This is a genomic window from Stieleria magnilauensis (assembly GCA_007753675.1).
Lineage (GTDB): Bacteria > Planctomycetota > Planctomycetia > Pirellulales > Pirellulaceae > Stieleria > Stieleria magnilauensis.
In genome coordinates, this window is record CP036432.1 from 3,040,755 (window position 1) to 3,066,271 (window position 25,517).

Annotated in this window: 21 protein-coding genes; 4 read left to right on the forward strand and 17 right to left on the reverse strand. The window is 59.7% G+C overall.

Features of this window, described 5'->3' with window-relative positions:
• Positions 1-13 precede the first annotated feature (13 nt).
• Both TBK1r_RS10865 and TBK1r_RS10870 read left to right on the forward strand, forming a co-directional pair.
• Positions 14-1,273, forward strand: coding sequence for a hypothetical protein (locus tag TBK1r_RS10865; RefSeq protein ID WP_145210018.1), 1,260 nt, complete (start codon positions 14-16; stop codon positions 1,271-1,273).
• A 592-nt stretch (positions 1,274-1,865) separates the two neighbouring features.
• On the forward strand, positions 1,866-2,438 hold the full coding sequence (locus TBK1r_RS10870) for a hypothetical protein (RefSeq protein WP_145210020.1): 573 nt from the start codon (positions 1,866-1,868) through the stop codon (positions 2,436-2,438).
• Here the strand turns inward: TBK1r_RS10870 and TBK1r_RS10875 are convergent.
• The 14 genes from TBK1r_RS10875 to TBK1r_RS10940 form a co-directional block, all read right to left on the reverse strand.
• The gene (locus TBK1r_RS10875) at positions 2,435-3,442 is read right to left on the reverse strand and encodes a dihydroorotate dehydrogenase-like protein (RefSeq protein WP_145210023.1); all 1,008 of its coding nucleotides are present in this window, start codon (positions 3,440-3,442) and stop codon (positions 2,435-2,437) included. The genes TBK1r_RS10870 and TBK1r_RS10875 overlap by 4 nt on opposite strands.
• Positions 3,443-3,606: 164 nt before the next feature.
• On the reverse strand, positions 3,607-7,176 hold the full coding sequence (gene nifJ / locus TBK1r_RS10880; RefSeq protein ID WP_145210025.1) for a pyruvate:ferredoxin (flavodoxin) oxidoreductase: 3,570 nt from the start codon (positions 7,174-7,176) through the stop codon (positions 3,607-3,609).
• A gap of 421 nt (positions 7,177-7,597) precedes the next feature.
• Complete coding sequence (locus TBK1r_RS10885) at positions 7,598-8,032, reverse strand: CBS domain-containing protein (RefSeq protein ID WP_145210028.1); 435 nt, start codon at positions 8,030-8,032, stop codon at positions 7,598-7,600.
• A gap of 226 nt (positions 8,033-8,258) precedes the next feature.
• Positions 8,259-9,785, reverse strand: a complete 1,527-nt coding sequence (locus TBK1r_RS10890; RefSeq protein WP_419581212.1) for an RNA polymerase sigma factor RpoD/SigA — start codon at positions 9,783-9,785, stop codon at positions 8,259-8,261.
• A gap of 239 nt (positions 9,786-10,024) precedes the next feature.
• Positions 10,025-10,960, reverse strand: coding sequence for a F0F1 ATP synthase subunit gamma (locus tag TBK1r_RS10895; RefSeq protein ID WP_145210034.1), 936 nt, complete (start codon positions 10,958-10,960; stop codon positions 10,025-10,027).
• Entirely contained in the window at positions 10,957-12,516 is a 1,560-nt protein-coding gene (locus tag TBK1r_RS10900; RefSeq protein WP_473772500.1) for an alternate F1F0 ATPase, F1 subunit alpha, read from the reverse strand. The genes TBK1r_RS10895 and TBK1r_RS10900 overlap by 4 nt, the downstream gene beginning before the upstream one ends.
• A gap of 247 nt (positions 12,517-12,763) precedes the next feature.
• Positions 12,764-13,525: a F0F1 ATP synthase subunit B family protein gene (locus TBK1r_RS10905; protein WP_145210037.1), complete on the reverse strand. Its 762-nt coding sequence runs from the start codon at positions 13,523-13,525 to the stop codon at positions 12,764-12,766.
• 6 nt (positions 13,526-13,531) lie between these two features.
• Complete coding sequence (locus TBK1r_RS39435; protein WP_473772501.1) at positions 13,532-13,972, reverse strand: F0F1 ATP synthase subunit C; 441 nt, start codon at positions 13,970-13,972, stop codon at positions 13,532-13,534.
• Positions 13,965-14,735 (reverse strand): F0F1 ATP synthase subunit A, encoded by a 771-nt coding sequence (locus tag TBK1r_RS10915; RefSeq protein ID WP_145210040.1) that lies wholly within the window; start codon positions 14,733-14,735, stop codon positions 13,965-13,967. Before TBK1r_RS10915 ends, TBK1r_RS39435 begins: the two co-directional genes overlap by 8 nt.
• Entirely contained in the window at positions 14,732-15,076 is a 345-nt protein-coding gene (locus TBK1r_RS10920; protein WP_145210043.1) for an ATP synthase subunit I, read from the reverse strand. The genes TBK1r_RS10915 and TBK1r_RS10920 overlap by 4 nt, the downstream gene beginning before the upstream one ends.
• 12 nt (positions 15,077-15,088) lie before the next feature.
• Complete coding sequence (locus TBK1r_RS10925; RefSeq protein ID WP_145210046.1) at positions 15,089-15,499, reverse strand: AtpZ/AtpI family protein; 411 nt, start codon at positions 15,497-15,499, stop codon at positions 15,089-15,091.
• Positions 15,496-15,891, reverse strand: a complete 396-nt coding sequence (locus tag TBK1r_RS10930; protein ID WP_419581213.1) for a F0F1 ATP synthase subunit epsilon — start codon at positions 15,889-15,891, stop codon at positions 15,496-15,498. Before TBK1r_RS10930 ends, TBK1r_RS10925 begins: the two co-directional genes overlap by 4 nt.
• Positions 15,888-17,303 (reverse strand): F0F1 ATP synthase subunit beta, encoded by a 1,416-nt coding sequence (atpD, locus tag TBK1r_RS10935; protein WP_145210049.1) that lies wholly within the window; start codon positions 17,301-17,303, stop codon positions 15,888-15,890. The genes TBK1r_RS10930 and atpD overlap by 4 nt, the downstream gene beginning before the upstream one ends.
• 126 nt (positions 17,304-17,429) lie before the next feature.
• Positions 17,430-17,933, reverse strand: a complete 504-nt coding sequence (locus tag TBK1r_RS10940; protein WP_145210052.1) for a CBS domain-containing protein — start codon at positions 17,931-17,933, stop codon at positions 17,430-17,432.
• 785 nt (positions 17,934-18,718) lie between these two features.
• On the opposite strand from TBK1r_RS10940, the gene TBK1r_RS10945 reads away from it, so the two are divergent.
• The gene (locus TBK1r_RS10945) at positions 18,719-19,648 is read left to right on the forward strand and encodes a PAC2 family protein (RefSeq protein ID WP_145210055.1); all 930 of its coding nucleotides are present in this window, start codon (positions 18,719-18,721) and stop codon (positions 19,646-19,648) included.
• 278 nt (positions 19,649-19,926) lie between these two features.
• Here the strand turns inward: TBK1r_RS10945 and TBK1r_RS10950 are convergent, their stop codons facing one another.
• Together TBK1r_RS10950 and tatA are read right to left on the reverse strand one after the other, a co-directional pair.
• A complete protein-coding gene (locus TBK1r_RS10950; RefSeq protein ID WP_145210059.1) occupies positions 19,927-20,193 on the reverse strand; it encodes a Sec-independent protein translocase subunit TatA/TatB in 267 nt (88 codons plus the stop codon).
• 2 nt (positions 20,194-20,195) lie between these two features.
• Positions 20,196-20,426, reverse strand: a complete 231-nt coding sequence (gene tatA / locus TBK1r_RS10955; RefSeq protein ID WP_145210063.1) for a twin-arginine translocase TatA/TatE family subunit — start codon at positions 20,424-20,426, stop codon at positions 20,196-20,198.
• 433 nt (positions 20,427-20,859) lie between these two features.
• Here tatA and TBK1r_RS10960 point away from each other — a divergent pair, with 433 nt between their 5' ends.
• Positions 20,860-21,288, forward strand: a complete 429-nt coding sequence (locus TBK1r_RS10960) for a TIGR03067 domain-containing protein (protein WP_145210066.1) — start codon at positions 20,860-20,862, stop codon at positions 21,286-21,288.
• A 313-nt stretch (positions 21,289-21,601) separates the two neighbouring features.
• Here TBK1r_RS10960 and TBK1r_RS10965 read toward each other — a convergent pair whose 3' ends face one another.
• On the reverse strand, positions 21,602-25,264 hold the full coding sequence (locus TBK1r_RS10965; protein ID WP_419581214.1) for a serine/threonine protein kinase: 3,663 nt from the start codon (positions 25,262-25,264) through the stop codon (positions 21,602-21,604).
• Positions 25,265-25,517 lie beyond the last annotated feature (253 nt).

Sequence of the window (25,517 nt, forward strand, 5' to 3'; positions counted from 1 at the left end):
GCGCGTTCCGGCGATGGTTCCCAGAATTTGGTTCACCCTGGCGTGGCTGTCGATGGCAGTGATCACGGCGGGCTGCGCCGGTGGCCCCCAAGAAATTGTCGGTAAGGATTCCAAACTGCATCGCTACGTCGATGACGGCCGGGAGGCATACAACGAAGGCGACCTGGACGAGGCGGAAAAGAAGTATCGCCAAGCATTGATGCGGGCCTGGGCGATCGATGATCCTTACGAATCAGGCACCGTGGCGTACAACCTGGCCGCTTGTTTGACCAGTCAGGCCGAGTACCTGGAAGCGTCGGACTGGCTGGTCGACGCGCGTGTGGAACTCTGTCGCGCCGGAGCATCGACCGGCAACACCTGGTTGCTGTCGGCGGAAATCGCGATCACGCAATCTCGATTCCAAGATGCCGATCGGTTCGTCAACTACGCCGCAATGACTTGCCCTCCCTGTGACATCGTCGACACATGTTGTCTGTGTGGGCCGGCGGGCGATTGTGCCGATGCCCCCTGCCGCGACTGTTGCGTGGTGCGGCTTCCCGTCGTCGGCGACAAACTGAACGAACGACAGCAAGAAGATCGCTGCCGCAGCGGCTATGAAGCACGCATCGAATTGGCCCGCGCCCGTCTGGCAGCCAAACAATTGGATTTGGGCGGGGCGAAATCGCATTTGGCACGGGCCTGCGCATTGTCGATCGAATCGTGTGACCTGTCGTTGCACGCCGATCGACATGACGTCGCGGCGCTGGTGCATGATTTGGAAGCCAATTTTTTACAGGCCGGGGCGCACCGGGACCGCGAAGTCCAACTGTTACGCTGCATCGGTCACTACCGCGAGATCCCGAATGTGCTCGATGCCGCGGCGCAATCCTATCGCTCGGCCGAACGGCTGGATTTGGCGGTCGACCGAATCATTCGCTCGGCGCGGATTCGTCTGGCCCGTGGCGACATCGAATCGGCTTGGCAGCGAATCCGTCACGCCGGCGAGCTGGCGACGATGTGCGGCTGTGAAGCCGTAGAAATTCGTCTCAGCCTGACCGCGAAACTGATTCGCGAGTTGCTCGCTGACAAGACCGAGTTGCTCGGGAAGGAGGCCGCGGGTGAAGAAACACCGCCTGAAGACGCTCCGGACGAAGAAACACCCGTCGATGAATCAGGAATTCTCCGCGACGGTTCGCCACTGAGCCTGGATCCGCCGCAGCAAGCGGCGAGCCGCCCACTTGATCAACTCAGTGATTGGATCCATGCGAGCGGCATAGGCGATTTGGTCGATTGAAGATCGAGCGTCGAGTTTAGGGAGAGGCGTGCGCTGTTCGGATTCGATCCGTGCGGGTGAGCCGTGCATTTCGCTGCGGAGCAGCGAGTGGGATGCGCCTGAAGGCTGGACACCAACCTGCGCTGGTGTGCAGGATTTATCCGTCCATTTCGCTGCGGAGCAGCGAGCGGGATGCGCCTGAAGGCTGGACACCAACCTGCGCTGGTGTGCAGGATTTATCCGTCCATTTCGCTGCGGAGCAGCGAGTGGGATGCGCCTGAAGTCTGGACACCAACCTGCGCTGGTGTGCAGGCTTTAGCCGTCCATTTCGCTGCGGAGCAGCGAGCGGGATGCGCCTGAAGGCTGGACACCAACGTGCGCTGGTGTGCAGGATTTATCCGTCCATTTCGCTGCGGAGCAGCGAGTGGGATGCGCCTGAAGGCTGGACACCAACCTGCTCCGCTCGCACACTTCGGCGTGCGGAATCGCACTGGTGAGCGTCGAAGAGACGTCTCCCCGCACCGACAGTCCGCCTGCCGCACGTTCGCCTGCCGGCACTACGTTTGCAGTGAATTGCATCGCAAGATGAAACGCCGCAACAGGGGAACAAGCGATGAGATCCCGCCACAGCCGAGAGGCGCCAACGAGACGACTTCAACAACGAAAGTTTTTCAACGATGTGGAGGATGCGATTGTCGATCGTCTTCATGCCGAAGCCCACAGCGAAGGAGCACGCGACGACTTGGCGCGTCAAACGGGAATTTCGGATGCGTCGCTGTTGAGCGAACTGACGGAACTGGGGTTCACCACGCGGACGTTGATCGCCTTGCGGTTGATCCCGCTTGTTCTGGTCGCTTGGGCCGATCACCGCGTCGACAGCGGTGAGCGACAAGCGGTGTTGGAAGCGGCCTCGACGCTCGGGATCCGACCGGAGAGCGAAGCCTACATGATACTGGATCATTGGTTGCGCGAGGTTCCGCCTCGTGAGAGCGTTGACGCGTGGAAACGCTACATGCGTGACGCGATGGGCCGATTGAGTCAACGCGCCCGAGCGAAATTAGCCACGTTCTTTCGAACACAGATGACGGCGATCGCCAAAGCATCCGGCGGTCAGTTCGGATTCGGAAAGGTGTCGGGCAAGGAACGCCAAGTGATTGACGGGTTCATGAACACGCTGTGTCACTAGACCTTCGTCGTGTAGGACGTCAGTGCCTTCATGTAGTTGGCGCGTTTGAGCCCCTCGGGGTTGGAACAATTGTCCATGCTCATGCTGCCCTTGAGTTGTTCGACCGAGAAGTAGCCGTTCTCGTCCATCCACTGAACCAACTCGTTGCGCATGACCGGTAGGTGGTCGATCCCATGCTTGAGCAAGGTCGAGGCGATCATCACGGCGTCGGCCCCGACTAGCAACGCCTTGGCGGCATCGAGTCCCGAGTGCACGCCGCCGGTGGCCGCGATCGACGCTTGGATCCGGTCTCTCAGGATCGCGATCCAACGCAGGGCCAAACGCAATTCTTCGGGCTGGCTAAGTTGTAGTGCCGGCACAAATTCAAGCGTCTCCAAATCGATCTCCGGCGAGAGGAATCGGTTGAACAGCACCAATCCCGCGGCACCGGATTCAACCAGGTCACTGCCAAACGTGGCCGGTGAGGAAAAGAACGGCCCCATTTTGACGGCCAGCGGGATTCGCAATTGTTCGCGGACCGACAGAACCAACTCGCGATAGTGTCGTTCGACATCGGAGGAGGAGACGCTGGGGTCGGTGGGCACCAAATAGATGTTCAATTCCAGCGCATCGGCGCCGGCCTGCTCCATCAATTCGCCGTAGTATTTCCAACCGCCGCTGCTGAATCCGTTCAAACTGGCGATCACGGGGATGCAAAGACTCTCCTTGGCGTCACGGATCAGTTGCAAGTATTCTTCCGGCCCGGTGTTGTAGCGTTCCAAATCAGGAAAGAAACTCAACGACTCAGCCATCGAATCCGATTGATAGGCATTCAACTGTTCGAACTGCTCTCGTTCGTGTTCGATTTGCTCTTCGAATAGTGACGGCAGCACGACCGCCGCGGCGCCGGCTCGCTCCAGATGCAACAGCGATTCGACGCTGCCGGTGAGCGGGCTGGCTGAGGCGATGAAGGGGTTCTTGAGATCAAGCCCCAGATAGCTGGTGGAAAGGTCGATGTTGGTCATGGAAAGAAATCCGTGCGTCGGGTCGGTCTTTGGTTGAGTTGGTTGGTCGTCAAACGGATGAGTCGTGTCGGGCATGCTGTGCATGCCATCAGTCGTCAGGCACCGCCTACGCCGCATCGGCGATGACAGGCTGGAAGCCTCTCCGACTTCAGCACCTCGGGGTTCTAAACATCGGTTTGTTGCAGGTCGGGATTGTCTCGCTCGACGCCGGCCAATTGTTGGTAATAGTGCCAGGTGTCGTCGATGTCTTTCTGAGCAAGTTCCATCAGTTCACGCGCTCGTTCCGGTTTGGATCGGGCGAGCATGGCGAACCGAGCTTCCTGCATCGCAACTTCCTTGAACGGCTTGGAAGGTTTGCGGCTGTCGAGGTGGAAGGGGTGCTCACCGGCATGGGCATCACGGGGGTCGTAGCGATACAACGGCCAGAACCCGCTGCGGACCAAGTCGCGTTGATGGGTCATGGCGGTGGACATGTCGATTCCGTGCGCGATGCAGTGGCTGTAGGCGAGCAGCAGCGACGGGCCGTCGTAGGATTCCGCTTCCTGGACCGCACGAAGCGTTTGGGCGGGGTTAGCCCCCATCGCGATCTGAGCGACATAGACGCTGCCATAGGCGACGGCCATCGCGCCCAAGTCTTTGCGATGCACGTTGCGGCCGTCGGCGGCAAACTTGGCCGTCGCGGCGCGCGGCGTCGCTTTGGACGCCTGCCCGCCGGTGTTGGAATAAACACCGGTATCGAGCACGATGATGTTGACGTTGCGTCCGGAGGCGAGCACATGGTCCAGCCCGCCATAGCCGATGTCGTACGCCCAACCATCACCACCGACGATCCACACACTTCGCTCGACCAGCGAATCGGCGATTGCGGCCAATTCCAACGCCGGTTGAGAACCGAGTGACGCCAATCGTTGTTTCAGTTGATCGATTCGATCGCGTTGATCCTGGATCTCCGCTTCACCGCGTTGCTTGGAATCGAGGATGGCGCCAGCCAGCGTCCCATCGACCTGGTCACGCAATTGGGTCAGCAAGGCGCGGGCGCGTTCACGTTTGCCGTCCAGCCCCAACCGCATCCCGAGTCCGAATTCGGCGTTGTCTTCGAACAGCGAATTGGACCACGCGGGGCCTCGCCCTTGCGCATTGGTCGACCAAGGCGTGGTGGGCAGGTTGCCGCCATAAATCGACGAGCAACCGGTCGCGTTGGCGACAACCATTCGGTCGCCGAACAGCTGCGACAACAATTTCAAGTATGGCGTCTCACCGCAGCCACCGCAGGCACCGGAGTACTCGAACAGGGGCAGCATCAGCTGAGCGTCCTTGACCTTGGTCGTATTCAACGTCGTCCGGTCGGGATCGGGGAGCTGGTCAAAGAACCCGAATCGCTCGCGTTCGCGCTCAAGATGCTCACTCTTGGGCAGCATGTCGATCGCCTTGTGCTTGACAACCTCCTTGCTCTTGGCCGGGCAGACGTCGACGCAGACACCACAACCGGTGCAGTCCTCGGGGGCAACCTGAATGGTCAGTGCCGCCAGTCCGTTGCCGCCGGCCGCGATCCGCACGGGAAACGCCTCCGGTGCCTGGTCGAGCAAGGCTTCGTCGAATCGTTTGGTGCGAATCGCCGCGTGCGGGCAAACCATCGCGCAGAGGCCGCATTCGATGCACAGGTCCGCGTCCCAAATCGGGATCTGGTCGGCAATGTTTCGCTTTTCGTACTGCGCCGTTCCGGTCGGGAAGGTTCCGTCGACGGGCAGGGCACTGACCGGCAACAGATCTCCCTTGCCGGCGATCATCATGCCGGTGACACGCTGGACGAAGTCGGGCGAATCGAGGGGCACCGGCGGCAGCAAGTGCACCGTGCTGGACGGCTTGTCGGGCACCGTGACTTTTTGGATCGATGCGGTCGAAGCGGCGATCGCGGCGAGGTTTCGCTCGACGACGACCGGCCCCCGTTTGCCGTACGTGTTGCGCACCGCTTCCTGCATGTGCTGCATCGCCTCGTCCATCGGCAGGACTCCCGACAAGGCAAAGAAGCACGTCTGCATGACGGTGTTGATTCGCCCGCCCAGTTCGTTTTCTCTGGCAATCGTGCCGGCATCGATGACGTAGAACTGCAGGTTCTTGTCGATGATTTGCCGTTGGATTTCCTCGGGCAGATGATCCCACACGGCTTCGGCATCGTAGGGACAATTCAACAGGAATGTCGCGCCGGGTGCCGCGATTTCCAACACGTCGCGTTGCTGCAAGAAATTGAATTGATGGCAGGCGACAAAGTTGGCTTGACGAATCAGGTACGTCGATTCGATCGGCTCGGGGCTGAAACGCAAATGCGAAACCGTCACCGCACCGGCCTTCTTGGAATCGTAGACGAAGTAGCCTTGCGTGTGCAGCGGAGTGTTTTCGCCGAGGATCTTGACCGTGTTTTTATTCGCCCCTACGGTGCCGTCGCTGCCGAGTCCGTAGAACACGGCGCGGGTGACGTGTTCGGGTTCGTCGTAGTCCGCTTCGTCCCACGCCAGACTTTGCAACGTCACGTCGTCATGGATTCCGATCGTAAAGTGTTGTTTCGGCGCCTCAGCGGCCAATTCTCTCACAACCGCCATCGCCATCGCGGGAGTGAACTCTTTGCTGGACAGTCCATAGCGTCCGCCGATGACTCGGGGGATCGGAACCGAACGACTCCACCAAGCCTGCGTGACCGCCGTGACGACATCTTGGTAGAGCGGTTCCCCGACGGCCCCCGGTTCCTTGGTGCGATCGAGCACCGCAATCTGCTTGACCGAATCGGGCAACGTGTCGATGAACCGATCCACATCGAAGGGACGGAATGCCCGGACCTTCAACAGACCGACTCGACCTCCGTCGCGGTTGAGTGCGTTGACGGCTTCTTCGGCCGCACCGCATCCCGAACCCATCATCACCAGAACGTGTTCGGCGTCGGCCGCACCGACGTAGTCGAACAACTTGTACTGTCGGCCGGTCAGTTCGGCAAAGCGATCCATTTCCTCCTGCAGGATATCCGGCATGGCGTCATAGAACGGATTGACCGCTTCGCGAGCCTGGAAGAAGACATCGGGGTTTTGCGCCGTTCCGCGCAGCACCGGTCGGTCGGGATCGAGGCTACGTTCCCGGTGCTGCAGCACCAAGTCGGTGTCGATCATTTGCTCGACCGTGGCCGGATCGATCAATCGGATCTTGTTGATTTCATGCGAGGTTCGAAAACCATCAAAGAAGTGCAGCAGCGGAACACGAGCGCGGAGGGTGGCCGCTTGGGCAACCAACGCCAAGTCGTGTGCTTCCTGGACCGACGATGAGGCCAACAATCCGTACCCGGTCGTGCGTGCGGCCATCACATCGCTATGGTCGCCGAAGATCGACAAGGCGTGGGTGGCGAGGCTGCGTGCGGCGACATGGATCACCGAGGGAGTCAATTCGCCGGCGATCTTGAACATGTTGGGCAGCATCAACAACAGACCTTGCGATGCCGTGAAGGTGGTCGTCAGCGCGCCGGCTTGGAGTGAACCGTGCAGCGCGCCGGCCGCGCCGCCCTCGCTTTGCATTTCAACGACTTGTGGGATCGTGGACCACGCATTGGGGAGACCGGCTGCCGACCAGCCGTCGGCGAATTCTCCCATCGGCGTCGCCGGCGTGATGGGATAGATGGCGATGACTTCGTTGGTTGCGTAGGCGACTCTTGCAACCGCTTCGTTACCGTCCAGGGTGGCGAACTTGTCTTGCACTTCAAAAGCTCCTGCTGATGCTTAAAATTGAACAGGAGTCCAAGGAGCAAATGCCGGACCGCGAGAAAGGCGCGCGGCTGGGCACACTTGTGACGGACCCGATCATTCATCCAACCGGAAGAACGGTGGGGTTCCCCCGCATCGACGCGACGCAAGGGTTTCCGAAGGAGTGGGCTTCGGTGGCACACATCAGGGCATGAGGGCACGGAACTCACGGCCAACCAACGCGCACGCTGGCGCGAACCGGCTGATGGCGAATGGCGAACAGCCGTTGCCAACAAACGGATTGTTTATTGTTAGCGGTCGGGCGCGAGCCCGCCGGTCTTTCAGGGTGGTACCACGCCGCGACCGGACGGCTCGCGCCGTTCCGCTAGCACCTGCCGTTGCCGACGTCGGGGGCGATGGGCTCGGCAATCTCGCTTCAGAGCGTCGAGGACGTGGGGGCTTCCTTGCGGACCAGTTCACCGATCTCTTCGAACTCCTCGCTGAGCAGACTGAGGACATCGTCCAGCGTGACCAAACCGACCAACTGGCCGGCGTCGTCGACGACGGGAAGCCGGCGGTGGGCGCCGCGGCGCATGATCGCGATCGCCGCCTCGATCGGCGTGTTCTCGGTCACGCTTTCGGGCAACTTGCTCATCACCACCTCCAACTCCGTCATGGTGGGATCGAGCCCCTTGGCAACGACGCAGAGCGCCAAGTCGCGATCGGTCACGATTCCGATCGGGCTTTGGTTTTGATCGAGAACGACCAGCGTTCCGACGTTCCGTGTTTTCATCCGGATCGCGGCGGCTTGTGCACTTTCATCCGGCGCGGCGACATCCACCGAGCGTGTGCAAATACGTCCCACTGACATAGCGATTCCCCTGTGTGTGGTGGCTTCAGCCGGATCAAACGCACAAACAACGTTTCGCTCGCCCTACCAGCCGAGCGATACCAGCACCGGATGGCCGAATGGACTCCGTGCCGGCATGCCCGGTGGGTGCAAGTTGGGGGCCAATCGCTGTGGGGGAAGAAGCCTGCTTGCCAAAGGGCAAAGGCCTGACGGGGGGAATCGCAAGCTGGAAGCTTACGCCACGGGGTCAGTCGACGAAGCCGATCAGTTCGGCGTTGGACTGGCCTTCGCTCAGTTTTTTCAGCGCACGACTTTCGATTTGACGCACGCGTTCTCGCGAGACGTTAAACACCTGAGAGACTTCGGTGAGCGTGTATTCGTGACCATCACCGAGACCGAACCGCATCTTCAAGATCTCTCGCTCGCGCCAACTGAGGCGTTCCTCAAGAATTCGATGCAGGCGTTGGTGCAGCATCCGCAGGTCCGTGTTCCGATCCGGCCGCTCCACGCTACTGGCTTCGACCAGATCACCGAGTTCACCGTTGTCATCCAGACCGATCGGTTGCTGCAGACTGGCCAGATTCTGACTGGCTCGCAGAATCACCTCGGCCTGCTCGGACGAGGTTTCGGCCGCGGCGGCAATTTCGTCCCCCGACGGCACACGCCCCAATTCATGACGCAAATCATTGTCGATCCGTTTCATGCGGGTGATTTCGGGATTCACATGGGCCGGAACCCGAATCGTTCGCCCCTGGTCACAGATCGCGCGGGTGATCGCCTGACGAATCCACCAAGTCGCGTAGGTACAAAACTTGAACCCTCGCTGGTGCTCAAATTTTTCGACCGCCCGGATCAGTCCCGCGTTGCCCTCTTGGATCAAATCCAAGAATGCCAGACCACGATTGCGATACTTTTTGGCGATCGAGACGACGAGCCGAAGATTCGATTCGCACAATTCGTTTTTAGCGGCATTGAATTGCGTCTGGGCGCTGCGAATCTTGGCCACCTGATGCGACAAGCCCTCAGGCGTCTGTTGGACACTTGCAAGGATCTCGGACAATTCCGCCCGCGACTGGGCATCACCACGATCGGCCAATTGCTTCACGCGACGCTCCAGGGCGAACAATTTCCCGGTCTGGCTGCTCAGGAATTCGATCCGCAACCCCAACTCTTCGACCAGTTGAATCGCGCGTCGACGACGGTTGCCGATCTTGGCCCACAACGCATCGCGGCGGCGGCGACTGGAGGTGCTGATCGCCTGTTTGTAGTCGTGCCGATTGAGTCGCATCAGGGCTTCCAGGGTGCGTAAATTGTGAGGCATTCGTCCCTCGATTTGATCTTTCTCCAGGTGATCGCTGACCGCGACCTGGACGAAACGATCGAAGCGAACCTCGCCCCGATGGACTTGGCCCAGCAGTTCGATCGCGTCGCGGAGCACAAAGTCCGCCTCGAGCAATTGGGCACGCAGCCGTTTGCGGTGGTGATCGATCCTGATCGCCACTTCAGCCTCCTGCTCCCTGGACAGCAATCCGACCCGCTGAATTCTCACCAGATAGGACTCGACAGCATCGTCCAACGATTTCGCCGAATCGTCGTCCTTTCCGGCGGCCTGTGACCGCGGGGTCGGTGCAGAGTTACCCCGACGAGTCGTCGCACCGGACTGAGATGGCGACGAATCTTGGCGAAAAACGGCGGTGGTTTGCGAACGTGCAAACGCATCAGAAGGCGTTTCGGAAAACGCACCGAACGTTGCACGACGGTTGTCAATAGACATCGTGCGGTTAGCTGCCGACGGGGAAATCGGTTGGGTGGGCATCACCGCAAAACGGTCGCATTGCGGCGATGGATCGGAAGAGAACCACAGGGGTCCCGAAGCGGGTTGTGGCCGAATGAATAGTAGCGCCCGAGGAGGCGGGGGCAAGTTAGCGTGTCGCGTTTTGTTCGCCACAGACCGTCGCTTGCCTGGCCAACAACGGCTGACACCTGGACATCAACGCTCGTGCTGCGTCTGGGTCAAAAGCCTTTGGCACTGGATAGGGCTTCAAAACCGCTGACGACGTCCAACAATTCTTCGGTGATCGCCGTCTGTCGAATCTGGTTGAACGCGCGTGTCAGATCGTCCAGCCGATCCTGGATACTTCGTTCGGCCACTTGCATGGCCGCGATGCGACTGGCATTTTCGCTGGAGAGGGATTCGGCACACGACCGGTAGAGCGAAACGAACAGATACTGGCGGATGATGCGGGAGAGCAAACGGCGGCGATCCATCGTAAAGGCCGGCAAAGAAGTTGATTGCCAACGCAGGTGACTCCAGCGGCGATACCGCTCGGCCCCGATCGGCAACAACACCAACCGGTTCGGCAGACTCGCGGCCCCCACCGTTCGACGGTTGTAGAACACCAGCAAACGAGAGATCTCCGATTGCTCGCGCCAATGCTGGACCGTCAACAGAAGCTCTTGGACCAGTGGCGTGATCTCGGAAACGGAGGCCGGCACGGTCAGCGTTTGGTCTGGAGCCAGCCCCATCTCCTTCAAATGGCCCTCCACCCTCGTGCCCAACGCCAACACTTTCCACGGTTGCGCAAAAGCCCGTCCGGAATCCGATCCGGTGCGTCTATCCTCGGCGGCGGATTGTCCGTGTTCGGCCAACACGGCCGTCGCGATGCGTTCGTTAAATTGACCACACATGCCCTGATCGGTTCCAAACACGATGGCGGCGGTACGAGTCGATCGGTGCGGATCGGCGGCGAACAGCAGATCGCCGTGTCCGGTGTCTCGCAAGACGATCTGAAAGCCCATTTCGACGGTCTGGTTGTACTGGGACAACGCGTCGGCGGCTCGTTCGTATTGGCGGATACTGACGGCCGCCAGCGTCTTCATCGTTTTGACCACCGACTGCATGTCGGTCGCCGTTTCGATCTTCGTCCGCAGATGTTCCAGCGTGTTCATGGGCCGACCTGCGCGGCTTCGGAGATCGCCCGGTGCACGAACTCCTTGAGCTGTTGAAAATCCTGATCGCCCAGTTTTTGTCCCGCAGATATCCGCTCGCACAGCCCCGGACATTCTTCCCGCAGCGTGCGATGGATCGTCCGTTCCGCTTGGCGGATGTGATCGACGGGCAACGAATCGAACGCACCGGAGGTCAGTGCCACCATCGATCCGATCTGCTGAGGCACCGACAGCAACTCATGCCGTGCTTGTTTGAGGACTTCGCGGACGCGCAAACCACGGTCCAGCGTGGCGCGGGTGTCTTCATCCAGTTGGCTGCTAAAACGGGCGAATTTCTCCAATTCTTCGAATTGTGAATACGCCAGTCGCAGGTCGCCGGCGACGCGACGATATGCCGGAAACTGCGTCTTGCCGCCGACCCGCGAGACCGACCGCCCCACGTCGACCGCGGGCAACACGCCGAGGTGAAACAGTTTCGGAGACAGATAGAGTTGTCCGTCAGTGATCGAAATCAGGTTGGTCGGGATGTAGCCGGACACGTTCTGCGCCTCGGTTTCGATGATCGGCAGCGCGGTCAACGATCCGCCGCCGAATGCTGCGCGCAGGTGTGTCGATCGTTCCAGCAGCCGCGAGTGCACAAAAAAGATGTCACCGGGAAACGCTTCACGCCCCGGGGGGCGACGCAGCAACAACGAAACGTGACGATAGGCCCTGGCGTGGGAGGTCAAATCATCGTAAACGATCAGCACATCGTGACCCTGGTGCATGAAGGATTCGCCGATCGTTGTGGCGGCATAGGGCGCGATGAATTGAACCCCCGGCGGCGCGTCATCGGCACCGATCACCACAATCGAATGCTGCATCGCATCATGGGAGCGGAGGGTCGCGATGACCCGCGCGACGTTCGTGCTTCGTTGTCCGATACTGCAGTAAACACAAATCACGCCGCTGTTTCGCTGATTGATGATCGTGTCCACTGCGATCGACGTCTTTCCCGTCTGACGGTCGCCCAAGACCAGCTGCCGTTGACCGCGACCGATCGGAATCAACCCGTCGATGACCTTCATGCCCGTCTGCAAGGGCACCGAGACGGCCGCGCGGTTCATGATCCCCGGAGCGGGTCGTTCACACGGCATCCGCTGGAGCCCGGTGAGTCGATGGCCGCCATCCAACGGTCGGCCGAGCGGATCGATCACCCGACCGAGCAACTCCTCGCCCACGGGCGTGTCCAGCACGCGGCCGGTGCGCTCGACCGTTGTCCCGGACTGCAACGATTCGCCTTCGTCCAATAACACACATCCGACACGATGACGGTCCAGATTGAATGCGAAACCGTATCGATTGCCGGCAAACCGTAGCAATTCGTCGGATTGAACATTCGGCAACCCGTCGACGGTCGCGATCCCGCGGCTGACTTCGACCACGGTACCCGATTCACGCGCGTCAACCCTGGCGTTGTGCTCGGACACCACGTGCTTGAACGACATCGCGGTCTCGCGAATCAGATCACGAAACGCGGTCGTCGAGGTGGCATCCGTCGAAGTGCTGTCGTTCATCGGTTCATCCGGTGTGGAAAGCCATCGGTCGTTTCGGCCGTGGGCCCGCAGGCTTGATCCAAATGCCACCCTGTTCGACACGAAACGAGGTGCTTTTTGTTAGCGGCAGGGCGCGAGCCCTCCGGTTCTTCGATGTCGTTCCCAGCGGAAACCGGACGGCTCGCGCCGTTCCGCTAACTCCTGAAGTGCCAAACGAACTGGCATCGAGCTTGCGCCAAACGGTCAACGCGCACAGCTGAATCCTCATTTACGTGTCCCTCCCCAAACGCGTGGCGAAATCCGCGTTGATCCCTCGCACGAAGTCGTCCACATTCCACTGGATGCTGTAGCCTCCCGCGTCGAGTTGAATGCCGCAAATCAACTCCGTCGATTGCTGATACGCGATGTCACCTTGATAACCGAGCGTCTCGCGGACGACTGCGCTGAGCCGATCGCGGACGTCGCCGGGCAATTCAAACGCGCTCCGAATGCGAACCTGGGTCGCCTCATCGGTAAGCAGCGTCCTGATTTCATCGCGGCGGGCACCATCGATCTGTTTGATCCGGTTGATGAACTTTTCGACCACGCGCGTTTCCAAATCTGCATCGGCCAATTCCATCAGCGTGTGGCGGGCGGAATGCATGGCCATCTCCCCGAACTGCTCGCGCACCTCATCGGCCGACTCGGCTTGCTCCCGTTTCAATCCATCCAACCACTGGTTGCGTTTCAGTTCAACGTCGTCACGGGCTTCCCTTGTCAAACGCTCTCGGTGTTCATCCGCTTCCCGCCGCGCGTCTTGAAGCATGGCGTCGCGTTGCTGCTGGAACTCGGTCTGTTGCTGCTGGTACAACGCGACGGTCTGTTCGGCTTCGGCGAGTTTGCCTTGCGCCTCGTTCCAGCGTTGGGAGATCTTCGCTTCGCGCTGATTCATCGCGGCGATGATCGGTCCGTACAACAGCCACCGCAACAACCCGACCAGAATCAGGAAGTTGATGATCTGTGCGATAAAGGTAAACCAATCGATGGACATGACCGGCTACTGGGTGAAATGGTTCCAAAACGGATTGGCGAACAACAGAATCATGGCGACGACAAAGCAATAGATCGCGGTGGATTCGATCATGGCCAAACCGACGAACAAGGTGCGGGTGATCGTGTTGGACGAATCCGGTTGCTGTGCGATCGCACTGAGGGCTTGGGAGACCGCGCGGCCTTCGCCGAGCGCCGGCCCGATCGAACCGATGGCGATCGTCAGTCCCGCGATGACAATTGACCCAAGTGCGATCAGCCCCAGGTTGTCGATGCCACCGTGGCCTGTGCCACCGGCAACCGATTCGGACGGTGACACGTCGCGATCGGCCAGTTCGATCGTTTGCTCGGCGTTCCCTTGCGCTTGGGCGGAGTGCTGGCAGAGTCCGGTGACAACGACGATCAGGACCGCCGCCAACAAGAAAACGGGAATGCGATGACTATTCATGGTGCTCTCCGGCGATTCGGTAGCCTTGGGAATTTTCGTTCGGTTCCGCGTCAGCCGCTTTCGAGGTCGGCTCACGCTGGTGATAAACGGTTGTGGCCGAAGCGATGTAAACCATCGCCAAGACCGCAAAGATGTACGCTTGGATCAATCCCGTCAGCAGCCCCAACACTTGCATCAAGATCGGGACGAACAGCGGAACGAAGCCGATCAAGATCGCCGCGATCACGGTGCCGCTCATCATGTTGCCGTACAGTCGAACGGCCAACGCGAGCGTGCGGGAAAACTCGCCGATGATGTTGAAGGGCAACATCAACAGGGTCGGGCGAAGGTAGTGTTGTAAGTACGCGCGGGGTCCCTGAACCGCGATCCCATAGATCGGAACCGCGATGAACACACACGTCGCCAGTGCCGCGGTCGTCGACAACGACGCCGTCGGCGGTTGATACCCCGGCACGATGCTGAGCAGATTGGCGACGCAGATAAACAGAAACAACGTGCCGACAAAGGCCAGGTACTGACCCGGATCGCGACCGCTGACCTCGCGAATTTGATCCCGCATCCCACCGACGATCACTTCCAACACGTTTTGAAATTTGGGGACCGTGGTGTCGGTGGACAATCGACGCGTCACCCACCACGATCCGATCGCCAACAGTGCCATCACACACCAGGTAAAAACGATCGTGGCGTTCAATTTGACCATCGGCCAAACGTCGGATTGCCACAGCACCCATTGGTCGACCGAAATCTGCACCCCGTTCATGGTCTGCTCCGTTGCACGGATGTCTGTGCGGACGTCTGCACGGTCGTCTGGACGGCCGTCGCCACGCTCGGTTCCCGCCCCAAAAATCGCAGCAGCGCGATCCGCGTGATCAGGAACCCCAACAAACACGCCGCGAACGTCTGCCAGACTCCGTAGACGGCGAAACCGGCGAACACCAGCAGCGCGATCACCATCCGGGTCGTCAAACTGGCGAAGTAAATCGCTAGCGGTCGCTGCGAGGCCGACAGACCGCGGAGCGTCCACCACAGGCCGCCGAAGTAAAAGACCGCCAAAATGGCCCCCAAGCCGGCAGCCAAGATGATTTCGATGGATTCAAACATGATTGCCTCTCTTCAATGCCTCACATCGTTTTGACTCTCGCGAGAAATCCAACGCCAAGCGTTCAAACACCCCAGCGCAACCCCCACCACCAATAACATCAAGGTCCATGAGAACCGGCTCGGAAACCTGTGATCGATCCAAATCCCGGTCGCGATTCCGGCCAGCGCGGGCAGCGTCACCGACCAGCCGACCAAGCCGAACGTTCCCAAGCCGAACCAAATCGTTCGATTCACTTCCGCACGCGCCTTCAGCTTTCGTTGTTCCCGGGTCGAGACGTCTCGTTCCAAGTCACTGCGAAATTCTTCCGGCGATGTCTGCTGCAACTCGGCCCCGCACGCAGCGTTGCTGGGCGTGTTGCTCGCAGGCTTGCTCGGCGTGTTGCTGGGCGTGTTGTTCGGCCGGTCGTGATCGGAACCGCTCATCGCACCTCTCCGCTCAGTTCCAAGAAGCCCCGCAAGAAGCTGGCTTCCAACTTGGCCACCGCCGCGTGTGTCGCCCGCTCGCGGTCGTCGATCGATTCGAACTGTTCGCGGACGGTGCGTTGCAGTTTCCCCAAGTCTCCGCCGCGGACCGCTTGGCGAACGGAAACCATCACGGCTTGACCTTTCTTGACCAACAATCCCTCGCCGACGGCGACAAAGTGCTCGTTCCCGTCGCTATCTTCGAAGGCGAGCAATCCGGGCACGAGCGCAGAGAGAAAATCGACATGGCTGGGCAGCAAACAAAAGCATCCGTTTTCCGCTTCGGCGATGACCTTCACCACGGACTGGTCCGTCAACACTTCGTTGGGCGTTTGGATTTTCAGCTGCATCATCGATCAGCGCCCCGGACTTGGTCGATCGTGCCGATCATGTAGAGCGAACGTTCGGGAACGTCGTGAAATTCGTCGTCCAAGATTCGGGTGCATCCTTCCAGGGTGTCCTGAATCGGCACCGTCTTGCCTTTGGCGCCGGTGAATTGCTCGGTGGTGATGAAGGGTTGAGTGAGAAACCGTTCGATCCGCCGGGCGCGATTGACGGTGCGGCGGTCGTCTCGCGAAAGTTCTTCCATGCCGAGCATCGCGATGATGTCTTTCAGTTCCTCGTAGTTGGCCAGCGTTCGGCGGACATCACTGGCGACCTGGTAGTGGTTTTCGCCGACGATTTGCGGCAGCAACATTTCCGAGGTCGATTGCAGCGGATCGATCGCCGGGTACAGTCCCTCGGAGGCGCGTTTACGGCTCAGCACGACCGTCGCGGACAAGTGCGAGAACGCGTGCACGGCCGAGGGATCGGTAAAATCATCGGCCGGCACGTACACCGCTTGCACCGATGTGATCGCCCCGGACGCGGTGGAACATATCCGTTCCTCCAACTCCGCCAGATCGGTCGCCAGCGAGGGTTGGTAGCCGACACGCGACGGCAGCTGCCCCATCAACCCGGAGACTTCCATGCCGGCTTGGATGAACCGGAAAATGTTGTCGATCAACAGCAGGACATCCTGCCGCGCATCGTCACGAAAGTATTCCGCCAGCGTCAGTGCGGCATGACCGACGCGGAACCGCGCCCCCGGTGGTTCGTTCATTTGACCGAACATCATGATCGTGTTGTCACGCACCCCGGCTGCGCCCATTTCCCGGTACAACTCCTCGGCTTCGCGACACCGTTCCCCGATGCCACAAAACAGACTGACGCCGGAGTGTTTGGAGACCACGTTGTGGATCAACTCGGTGATCAAGACGGTTTTGCCGACACCCGCACCACCGAACAAGCCCGCCTTGCCGCCGCGTTCGAGCGGCGAGAGCAGGTCGATCGCCTTGATCCCGGTTTCGAAGACTTCGGATTGCGTCGCGCGGCTGGCGATCGCCGGCGGCGTCTGGTGAATGCTTCGGCGCGGAAGCTCGTCCAGCGGTTCGTCGTCATCGATGGGCTGACCAAACACGTTGAGTGCCCGGCCGAGCAACCTCCTTCCCACCGGCACGTCGAGCGGTTTGCCGAGATCACGGATGGCGATGCCGCGCGACAGGCCCTGGGTGGAATTGAACGCGATGCCGCGGACGGTGTGCGGATCAAGTTGTGCCGCGACTTCCACCACGATTTCGCCCCCGGCACCCGTTCTCAGTTCGTGGTTGATCGCCGGCAGCACGTCGTCAAAGTGTGCGTCTATGACACTGCCTCGCACCGAAACGACACGGCCCAGGTTGACCGGACGGTTCCGTTTCGTCTCGTTAGATGCAGCCGTAAACATGATTCACCGCATGGGGGACAGCGCTGGCGGACGCGGCGTTTTCGGCGCCCCGTCACGACATCATGCTGGTGGCAAATGCTGTGCCGCGTTGAAGTACCAACGCAACCGCTGTGCGTCACCGCGCGATCAACCGGTGACGATGAACCTGTGGTTCATGATCTTGTGGACGTCGACGGGGAACCGCTCTCGGTCGCTGGAGCGATTCCATTGGTGGTAGAAATCGTCGAGGGCGCGAAGGATATCGCGGCGGCTGATGATCCCCAGCAGATGTTGATCTTCATCGACCACGGGCAGATGGCGGAATTGATGACTCATGAAAATCGACGTCAACGCGAACACGTCGGTATCGGGTCCGACGCACGTGGGATGTTTCTTCATGATCGTGGTGGCGGTCTGCGTCGGGCTGGGATTGCCATAGAACATCTCGTTGGCGAGAAATTCCAAACAGTCGCCTTCGGAGATGAAGCCCAGCAGATGCTTCACATTGCCGTCGTGCTTGACCACGGGGGCGTTGGAGATCTTGTGTTTCAATAAGAACGCCACAATGTCCCCCAACATCATCTCGGGCTGAACGCATTGGACATGCGTGTTCATGATATCGCGGGCCGTCGGAGTCGTTTCGGTATGCATCGGAGCTCTCACGGTTGATGAGTCGGTTGGGAACACAGTGAGACACTGAGGCAATTGGTGTGCCAATCGGCCTGCTGTGCGGTTCGAGCAGACCCCGGCAGGGGGCGAGAGACACCGGGTCTCGCGTCACGACATCACCGCCGAGAACAACCCGCTCCCGTTGGCGCGCTGTTTGCTAACGGTGTTTGGCAACGCCAAATTGGCATGCGCGTCCGGCAACGCCTGAAGGCTGGACACCAACGTGCGCTGGTGTGCAGGCTTTAGCCGCCCGGTGTCGCTGCGGAGCAGCGAGTGGAGACGCCTGAAGGCTGGACACCAACGTGTGCTGGTGTGCAGGCAGCCGCCGCCTGGGGTCGCTGCGGAGCAGCGAGCAGGATGCGCCTGAAGGCTGGACACCAACGTGTGCTGGTGTGCAGGCTTTAGCCGCCCGGGGTCGCTGCGGAGCAGCGAGTGGAGGCGCCTGAAGGCTGGACACCAACGTGTGCTGGTGTGCAGGCTTTAGCCGCCCGGGGTCGCTGCGGAGCAGCGAGTAGGATGCGCCTGAAGGCTGGACACCAACGTGCGCTGGTGTGCAGGCTTTAGCCGCCCGGGGTCGCTGCGGAGCAGCGAGTAGGATGCGCCTGAAGGCTGGACACCAACGTGTGCTGGTGTGCAGGCTTTAGCCGCCCGGGGTCGCTGCGGAGCAGCGAGCAGGATGCGCCTGAAGGCTGGACACCAACGTGCGCTGAATCCCTTGTGACTTGAACCTCGCCCCGACGTTGCATTTTCCCCACTGAGCAGAATTGATGCGCGAAGCAACGAAATCGAAACGTCCATGGTTGGTCGCCGTGTGGCCCGGGATGGGGCACGTGGCGATCAGCGCCGGATACTATCTGATGGCCAAATTGGGCATGCAGTATTTGGGCGAATTTGCGTCCAACGGTTTGTTTGATGTCGACTATGCGATCATCAAGTCGGGGATCGTGCAAAAAACGCAACGACCGCGAAGCCGTTTTTTCGTCTGGAAAGCCCCGGAAGGCAAGCGTGACATCATTGTCTTCATCGGCGAAGCCCAGCCGCCGCTCGGCAAATTTGAATTCTGCGAAAAGCTGATCGACTTTGCCCGCGACCAAGGTGTCGAACGCGTGTTTACCTTTGCCGCGATGGCAACCGATATGCATCCCGAACACGAATCACGCCTGTTCGGGGCCGCCACCGACCCACTAACGCTGAAGGAACTCGATCGTCCCGAAGTGCGTTATTTGGAAGAAGGCCACATCGGGGGACTCAACGGCGTGCTGCTTGCCGCCGCCGCCGACAAGGGAATGGAAGGCGTTTGTCTGCTCGGCGAAATGCCACACATGTTCGCCCAACTGCCGTTCCCCAAGGCGTCACTTGCGGTGCTGGAAGTGTTTGCCGAGATGGCAGAAGTCCCGCTGGATTTCACCGAGCTGAACGAACAAGCCCACGCCATCGAACAACAACTCGGTGAATTGCTGGCCAAGTTCAAGGAGAAGATGGAAGCCAACGAGTCCGGCGCGTCCGAATCATTCGAGCCCCCGCAAGACAGTGACGAAGAACTCGCCGAAGCGGACCAGGCGCGGATCGAAATGATGTTCAGCCAGGCTGCCGATGACCGCTCGAAGGCGTATGAATTGAAGAATGAACTCGATCGGCTGGGCGTGTTTGATCGGTTCGAAGATCGTTTTCTGGACCTGTTCAAGCGAACGGAATAGTGTTTGCATCTCAGCACGTGGCGTGAGCCAGTGGCGCGTGATGCAGCAGGCGGGACAACCACGCGCCGCTCGCTGACGGGCCTGTTGATTTAATCGCGATCGCACGTGGGATTAGCCGTTTCCCGCAAGCGTACGGGCATTCATTATGTCGATTACTCACCGGCGCCCGTAGGCTCGCGCCAAACGGCTGATTAAATCAACAGGCCGTGACGCGTCCCGCTGGGGCGTGGCCTCGCTGCGTGGGAACGGCTTCCCACGCAGGGACACGATCTCTCGGCTTAAGATGGCGGTGTGAACTTGGGCGCCGCCGGCTCGGAAGGTTCCTCGTCATCGTCGGGTTCGACCTTCGACGATTCGTAAGGATTGAGCGCCTTGGTCGCTTCGTACTCGGCGGCGCGGAACTCTCGCTGGACCTCATTGAGGCGACTGCGGAATTCACGATAGATGCCGCCCGCTTTGCGAGCCACGTCGGGTAGATTGCCGCCGAACAAGACGACTGCGATCACCCCGATCACCATCATTTCAAAGGGACTGAGCCCGAACATTTCTATTCGTCCGATTTTTTGTCGGACAATTCATCGTCGTCGGCCGACTCGTTCATGCCGCGCTTGAACTCGTTGGCACTCTTGCCCAGGTTTCGCATCAGCCCCGGCAGTTTGGCACCACCGAACAACAACAGCGCCAAGAACAACACGATCAGCATTTCCGGCATGCCGGGAAATCCGATCGCGTACAGTCCGATCGCGTACAGACCGCTTGCAAATCCACATACAGACATCGTTTCGCTCCAATAGAGGCTTGAGAATCAAAAACCCTCACGCACAAGTGCGGCGAAAGCGGGTCGGTCGGTTGGGCTTGTCCGGTTCGCAAAGCGAGCTTTGCCAGAATTCCGGGGCCATCAACCACCTCCAGGACCGTCGTGTCGGGGGCGGGCGTGGGATCCACGGGTCGAATCTCCACTGCCGCATTTTATTAAATCTCGGCCGCGAGTCAAAGCCCGGAAGGCCGGTCGTGGCATTTCCTGCTGGGATAGTGACGTCAGCTCCTGTGCAGAACGCGGACGATCGTTGGGACCGCACGCGTTGGGGGCGAGGCGTCGATGCCGGCACACCGCAATTTGCCGTCTGAAACTCCGCCGCTGCGATTGCGATGCCGCATGATCGGTACAATGCCCCCTGTCACTCCTACTCCCCTTCTCTCCGGTACCCCCCATGCGATTTCAACTCCCTTTGATCGTCCTGTTTCTCATCGCCACTGTGGTCTTCAGCCCTGACGCCCGCGCGGCGGACAAAAACCTGGAAAAACTGCAGGGCGATTGGACAGCCGAAATCGATACCGAAAACGGCAAGAAAAAGGCGACGCTTAGCGTCGACGGAAAGAAGATCCGGTTCGACGGCCCCGAAGGCAAAGAATGGTACGAGGGCACGTTTGAAATCGATGCCAACGCCAAACCGAAACGGATCTCGGTGCGGATCGAGGACTGCCCGATCGAGCAGCTGAAGAAGCAGATCGTCGAAGGCATCTACACGCTGGAGGATGACACCTGGACGATCTGCGCGACGGCCCCCGGCGCCCCCGAAGGCCCGTCCGGGTTCGACGACGAAAACGCGCGGACGATCGAATTCAAGAAGGGGAAATAGGCCCTTCATGTCCGCACGCGGAGTTCGTGAACGAAACCGTGGCGGATTTGGTCAAAAAATGGGTTGGTCAAAAAATAGAGCAGTCGAAGAATGAAAGTCTCTTCGTACGTGTGACCTTCGTTTTCCTCAGTAACGGTGCGTTAGCGACAGTCTCGAAGGCTACCGCCACGACTCGAATGCCCAATCGGGCCTCCCATTTTTTGACCAACTCATTTTTTGACCAACCCGACTTCCGACGGCCACCATCAACACAAACAGCATCGTGGGCCCCGAGACGCGCGTACGCGATTTCAACGTTTCTCTTGAGCGTCTCTCACCGGGTAATCTCCCGTGTTCGAATCGTCTCTTTGGCTTGATCGATCGCGGCGCGCAGTTTCTCCGGCACCTGGGCGGACTGCTCGGTGAGCATCTTGTCAAACTCTGCGATCGTCTCGGACGCTTCCTTGGTCGATTCAAACCGTTCGGCATAATACGGAATCGCCAACGCGAACCAATCCGTGCGTGTGATCCAGCCATCAGTCTGCAGGAGCGAACGGTGGATTTCGTTCAATAAAACGTCTGGCGCGGCTTCTTTGAAACGTTCAAATGCGATCCGTTCCCGCGACGACAATCTCCAGCGGGCCTCATCGTTTTGGGGAGACACGAGTTGCTTGACGAGGAATTCCCAGCACTCCGGCGTGCCGAACGCGTCGTCTTTTTCGGCAACCTCAATTGCAGCGACCAAGAGAACATCGGGCAGTGCGGTTTGAAAAGACGCCGCCATCGCACCTCCGGGTTGGTTGAGTGTTGCTTGGGTAGAATTGACCTGCTCAATGACGTAACGTTTGAGCGTCGGGTTGTCGGCGATCGATTCGCCCAAAGATACGGCTAAGACGAGTGCCGAGTCCTTGGCCAACTCCAACGCGTGGCGATGCACCATCACGTCACGACTCAATTCCCCGCCGTCCTCCGACTGCGCCTCAGAAACCGCAAGAAGCTTTGCTTGAAGTTGTTGCACTAAAGGTTTTAGCGCCTCCAGGCTAGGTGCCTTTGCGATCAACCAATCGTCAGCATTCGTTTCAGCCACCCCCGTCGACCAGTCGACCCCGCGTTGTTGGTTCAGAAAATTGTTGAACGCCCACAGCGAGGCCATTTGGCTGTTGGCGTTCCCGTCGGACAACTCCTGGATGACGACCGTCATGCCCGGATCGGGGAAATAACGCATGAACGTGTTCAGGAACAGGCTCATGAATCGGTGTGAGGGATTCGAATCGTGATCACCGCCGGCAACGATTCCTCCAAGACGCCGGGCCAGACGCATCGTTCGCTCGGCGGCGGCCAACCGCGTTTCGATATCCGCCTCTCGCGAGAGTGTTTCGACGGCCCGCATGGCTTCCCCGAGCGACGCGACATCGCGTTCACGCTCCAACGCCTCCATCCAACTGGCCAGGTCGCGGCCTTGAAACAGCGTCGCGGGCGCAGCGGCCGGAGCCTCATACTCGTCGGCATCGGTACTCGGTATCCCGACGTCTCCATATGCGTGGTCGGACTCATCGAAGCCGTTGGGATCGGTCGTGTTGCCAGGAACAAACTGCTTTTCCCAATCGCTGCGTTCCGTTTCTGGTACCGCCAGGATCACTCCGGTCAATTCATCCACGGCCTCCTGGGACAGTCCCACACCAAGGCTGCGTGGCAGTTGGATCACGACCTCACGTGTCATCCTCGCCGCGGTCTTCTGTTGATCGCCCGACAATTCGGACCAGGCGTCGGGTATCGCCAGGCTGAGGCAACACCGAATCAACTTGCGAGTGGTGAACTTGGAGATGGTTCCGCTGGGACCGTATCCGCCCATGCCGCCCATGCCACCCCCGTACATGCCACCCCCACCGGAAGAAATGACATGTCGGTGCAGGCAGGTGATCACGGCGGCGCGACTGTGCACGTTGCCTTCGACCAATTCTTGGACCGCGTTTTCATACCAAACATCGAGCGAGGGTTCTGCGAAGACTTCGGTCATACACCACATGAAGTGTTCCGAGGGTGTGATCGTTTGGTCCGTCATCCCGGGGAGTGGCGGCAGTTTTCGGCTCAGCCCGCCGAATTCACGAGCGCGTCGGAGCAACGCTTTGATCACGACGTCGCTCTCCGACGTGTTCGCGATGCCTCGACGCGACAAATCTTGCAATCCGCCGATGGACGCATAGATGGCTTCACCGAGCGGCTCGATCTCGGTTTCGGTTCGGACTTGCTCCAACCAGTACGACAGCGGTTTGCCGTCGAACGTCGCGAAATCCATCAACGAGGCGGACGTAATCGCTTCGAGGTCCTTGAGCGATCCACCATCGGAAACGTCGTGCGTGACAGAAGCGTTCGACACAACACCCGGTCCCGGGCCACCGATGCTCGATGACGCGAGACTCGACGTTGCACCCTCCGGGGCATTGTCTGCCGGTTGGGTTCGCTTGACGACGTCGATCGATTGCTGCGCCCCACGACCGATCGTGACGACCTCGTCGCTGAGCGCAAGCGCGTCGCCGCCGCCGATGATTTCAATGTCGTAGGTGCCCTTGTGCAAGGTGGTGCGGTTTTCTTTGTCCGATTCGATCGTCAGTTGATCGACAACGTCGTCTCCTTGCTTGACCAGAACCGTCAACCCGTCGTGCTCGGAATGGATGATCAGATCCCCGCGATCGGTCTGGATCTTGATCACGATCGCGGCGGCAATCAAACACAGCGCCGCGGCAGCCCCCATCAGCCAATGTTTGATTCTGCCACGATCTTTGGAACCGCCAGAATTGACATTCGCCGGTAGCAAGGTGCTGCGCGGCAGATCGTCGGCGGGGTGTTTTCGAATCGCGTCACGCAGCAGACGTTTCAAATGACTCGGTTTCGCCATCGATTCCAATTCCCGAGCCACCTCCGTCGCCGAAGCCGGTCGTTTGGACGGATCACGTGACAACATCCTGGCGACAAAGCTGACGACGTCACGATCGACGTCACTTCGGATGGTGTCGAGCGGCTTCGCATCGCTGCTGGTGATCGCCAGCACCTGCGCCGCCAACCCACGCTCCGAACGGTGTGGTGGGTGGCCGGCGATCAATCGGTACAGCGTCGCGCCGAGTGAATAGATGTCCGATTGCGGACGCACGTCCCGGCTATCGGCCAATTGCTCCGGCGCCATGTAAGGCATCGTTCCCATCACGTGACCGACGGTGGTCAGACGGTCGTCTTTGGAAAGCGGGTCATCTCCGTCGAGCACCAAACCGAGATCCAATAGTTTGATGGTTCCAGAGTGCGTTAACATTAAGTTAGACGGTTTGATATCGCGGTGGACCAATCCGTTGTCGTGGATGTGGGCCAACCCGAGGGCCGCTTGGCGGACGATTTCGCAGGCGTCGGCAACGTCCAGTTGGCCGATCCGTCCCGCCACGCGGCCGATGTCCAGCCCGTCGAGATACTCCATCACCAAATAGTGCCAGCCCGATTCGTGTCCGGCATCGGTGGCGCGCACGATGTGAGAGTGTTCCAGCGACGCGATCGTCGTCATCTCGCGATCAAAGCGGTCCAACCATCCCGCTTGGGTGACGCGTTCGGGCGGCAACAATTTGATCGCACAGCGCCGTTTGAGCCGTTGATGTTCGGCCAAGTAGACGGCCCCCATTCCGCCGCTGCCGATTAATTCCAACAGTCGATAGGGCCCGAGCATTTCAAACGGAGGCGGAGGGGCGACGGTCGCGGGAAGGAGCGCCGATGATTGCTGCAACAGTTGCTGTAGCGCGACCTGGCAGGCGGTTTCGTTCTGCACTCCCGCACGAGCCGCGTCCTCGGAGGACGTTGATTCGCCGATCGCTTGCAGCCCGCCGTCGAACTGCTCCACCGCCGTGCGACAGGTTTCACAGGTGTCCAGATGCGAAATCGCCGAATCAAATTGCTCCTGGGACAATTCCCCTTCAAGCACTTGTCGCAATTCGTCTGGTTCCAAGCAGTTACGTCTCATGGCGATCATCGATGGGCTCCCGATGGATGTGCAATTGTCGGCGAGAACCACCCGCCGCTACACCCTGACAACGGAGCGATTGGACAGTGTTTTGCGAAAAACGTTTTGTTGGTGGGGCGTGTGGGGAAAAGGGGGTCAAAAAATGAAGGCGACGTCGTTGGCATGCACAGCATGCCCTACGTCGCTAACGCTCCCATTTTTTGACCAGTCAATTTTTTGACCAAAATCTTCCCACCTCCAAAATCTTCCTACC

Excerpts from the sequence above, each read along its gene's own strand:
- TBK1r_RS10945 (WP_145210055.1), top strand. The coding sequence starts at position 18,719 with ATGCGCGAAGCAACGAAATCGAAACGTCCATGGTTGGTCGCCGTGTGG.
- TBK1r_RS10920 (WP_145210043.1), bottom strand. The coding sequence starts at position 15,076 with ATGTTTGAATCCATCGAAATCATCTTGGCTGCCGGCTTGGGGGCCATT.
- TBK1r_RS10865 (WP_145210018.1), top strand. The coding sequence starts at position 14 with ATGGTTCCCAGAATTTGGTTCACCCTGGCGTGGCTGTCGATGGCAGTG.
- TBK1r_RS10965 (WP_419581214.1), bottom strand. The coding sequence starts at position 25,264 with ATGAGACGTAACTGCTTGGAACCAGACGAATTGCGACAAGTGCTTGAA.
- TBK1r_RS10915 (WP_145210040.1), bottom strand. The coding sequence starts at position 14,735 with ATGAACGGGGTGCAGATTTCGGTCGACCAATGGGTGCTGTGGCAATCC.
- tatA (WP_145210063.1), bottom strand. The coding sequence starts at position 20,426 with ATGTCTGTATGTGGATTTGCAAGCGGTCTGTACGCGATCGGACTGTAC.
- TBK1r_RS10930 (WP_419581213.1), bottom strand. The coding sequence starts at position 15,891 with ATGATGCAGCTGAAAATCCAAACGCCCAACGAAGTGTTGACGGACCAG.
- TBK1r_RS39435 (WP_473772501.1), bottom strand. The coding sequence starts at position 13,972 with ATGAATAGTCATCGCATTCCCGTTTTCTTGTTGGCGGCGGTCCTGATC.
- atpD (WP_145210049.1), bottom strand. The coding sequence starts at position 17,303 with ATGTTTACGGCTGCATCTAACGAGACGAAACGGAACCGTCCGGTCAAC.
- TBK1r_RS10940 (WP_145210052.1), bottom strand. The coding sequence starts at position 17,933 with ATGCATACCGAAACGACTCCGACGGCCCGCGATATCATGAACACGCAT.
- TBK1r_RS10875 (WP_145210023.1), bottom strand. The coding sequence starts at position 3,442 with ATGACCAACATCGACCTTTCCACCAGCTATCTGGGGCTTGATCTCAAG.
- TBK1r_RS10895 (WP_145210034.1), bottom strand. The coding sequence starts at position 10,960 with ATGAACACGCTGGAACATCTGCGGACGAAGATCGAAACGGCGACCGAC.
- TBK1r_RS10900 (WP_473772500.1), bottom strand. The coding sequence starts at position 12,516 with ATGAACGACAGCACTTCGACGGATGCCACCTCGACGACCGCGTTTCGT.
- TBK1r_RS10890 (WP_419581212.1), bottom strand. The coding sequence starts at position 9,785 with ATGTCTATTGACAACCGTCGTGCAACGTTCGGTGCGTTTTCCGAAACG.
- TBK1r_RS10925 (WP_145210046.1), bottom strand. The coding sequence starts at position 15,499 with ATGAGCGGTTCCGATCACGACCGGCCGAACAACACGCCCAGCAACACG.
- TBK1r_RS10885 (WP_145210028.1), bottom strand. The coding sequence starts at position 8,032 with ATGTCAGTGGGACGTATTTGCACACGCTCGGTGGATGTCGCCGCGCCG.
- TBK1r_RS10950 (WP_145210059.1), bottom strand. The coding sequence starts at position 20,193 with ATGTTCGGGCTCAGTCCCTTTGAAATGATGGTGATCGGGGTGATCGCA.
- TBK1r_RS10905 (WP_145210037.1), bottom strand. The coding sequence starts at position 13,525 with ATGTCCATCGATTGGTTTACCTTTATCGCACAGATCATCAACTTCCTG.
- TBK1r_RS10870 (WP_145210020.1), top strand. The coding sequence starts at position 1,866 with ATGAGATCCCGCCACAGCCGAGAGGCGCCAACGAGACGACTTCAACAA.
- TBK1r_RS10960 (WP_145210066.1), top strand. The coding sequence starts at position 20,860 with ATGCGATTTCAACTCCCTTTGATCGTCCTGTTTCTCATCGCCACTGTG.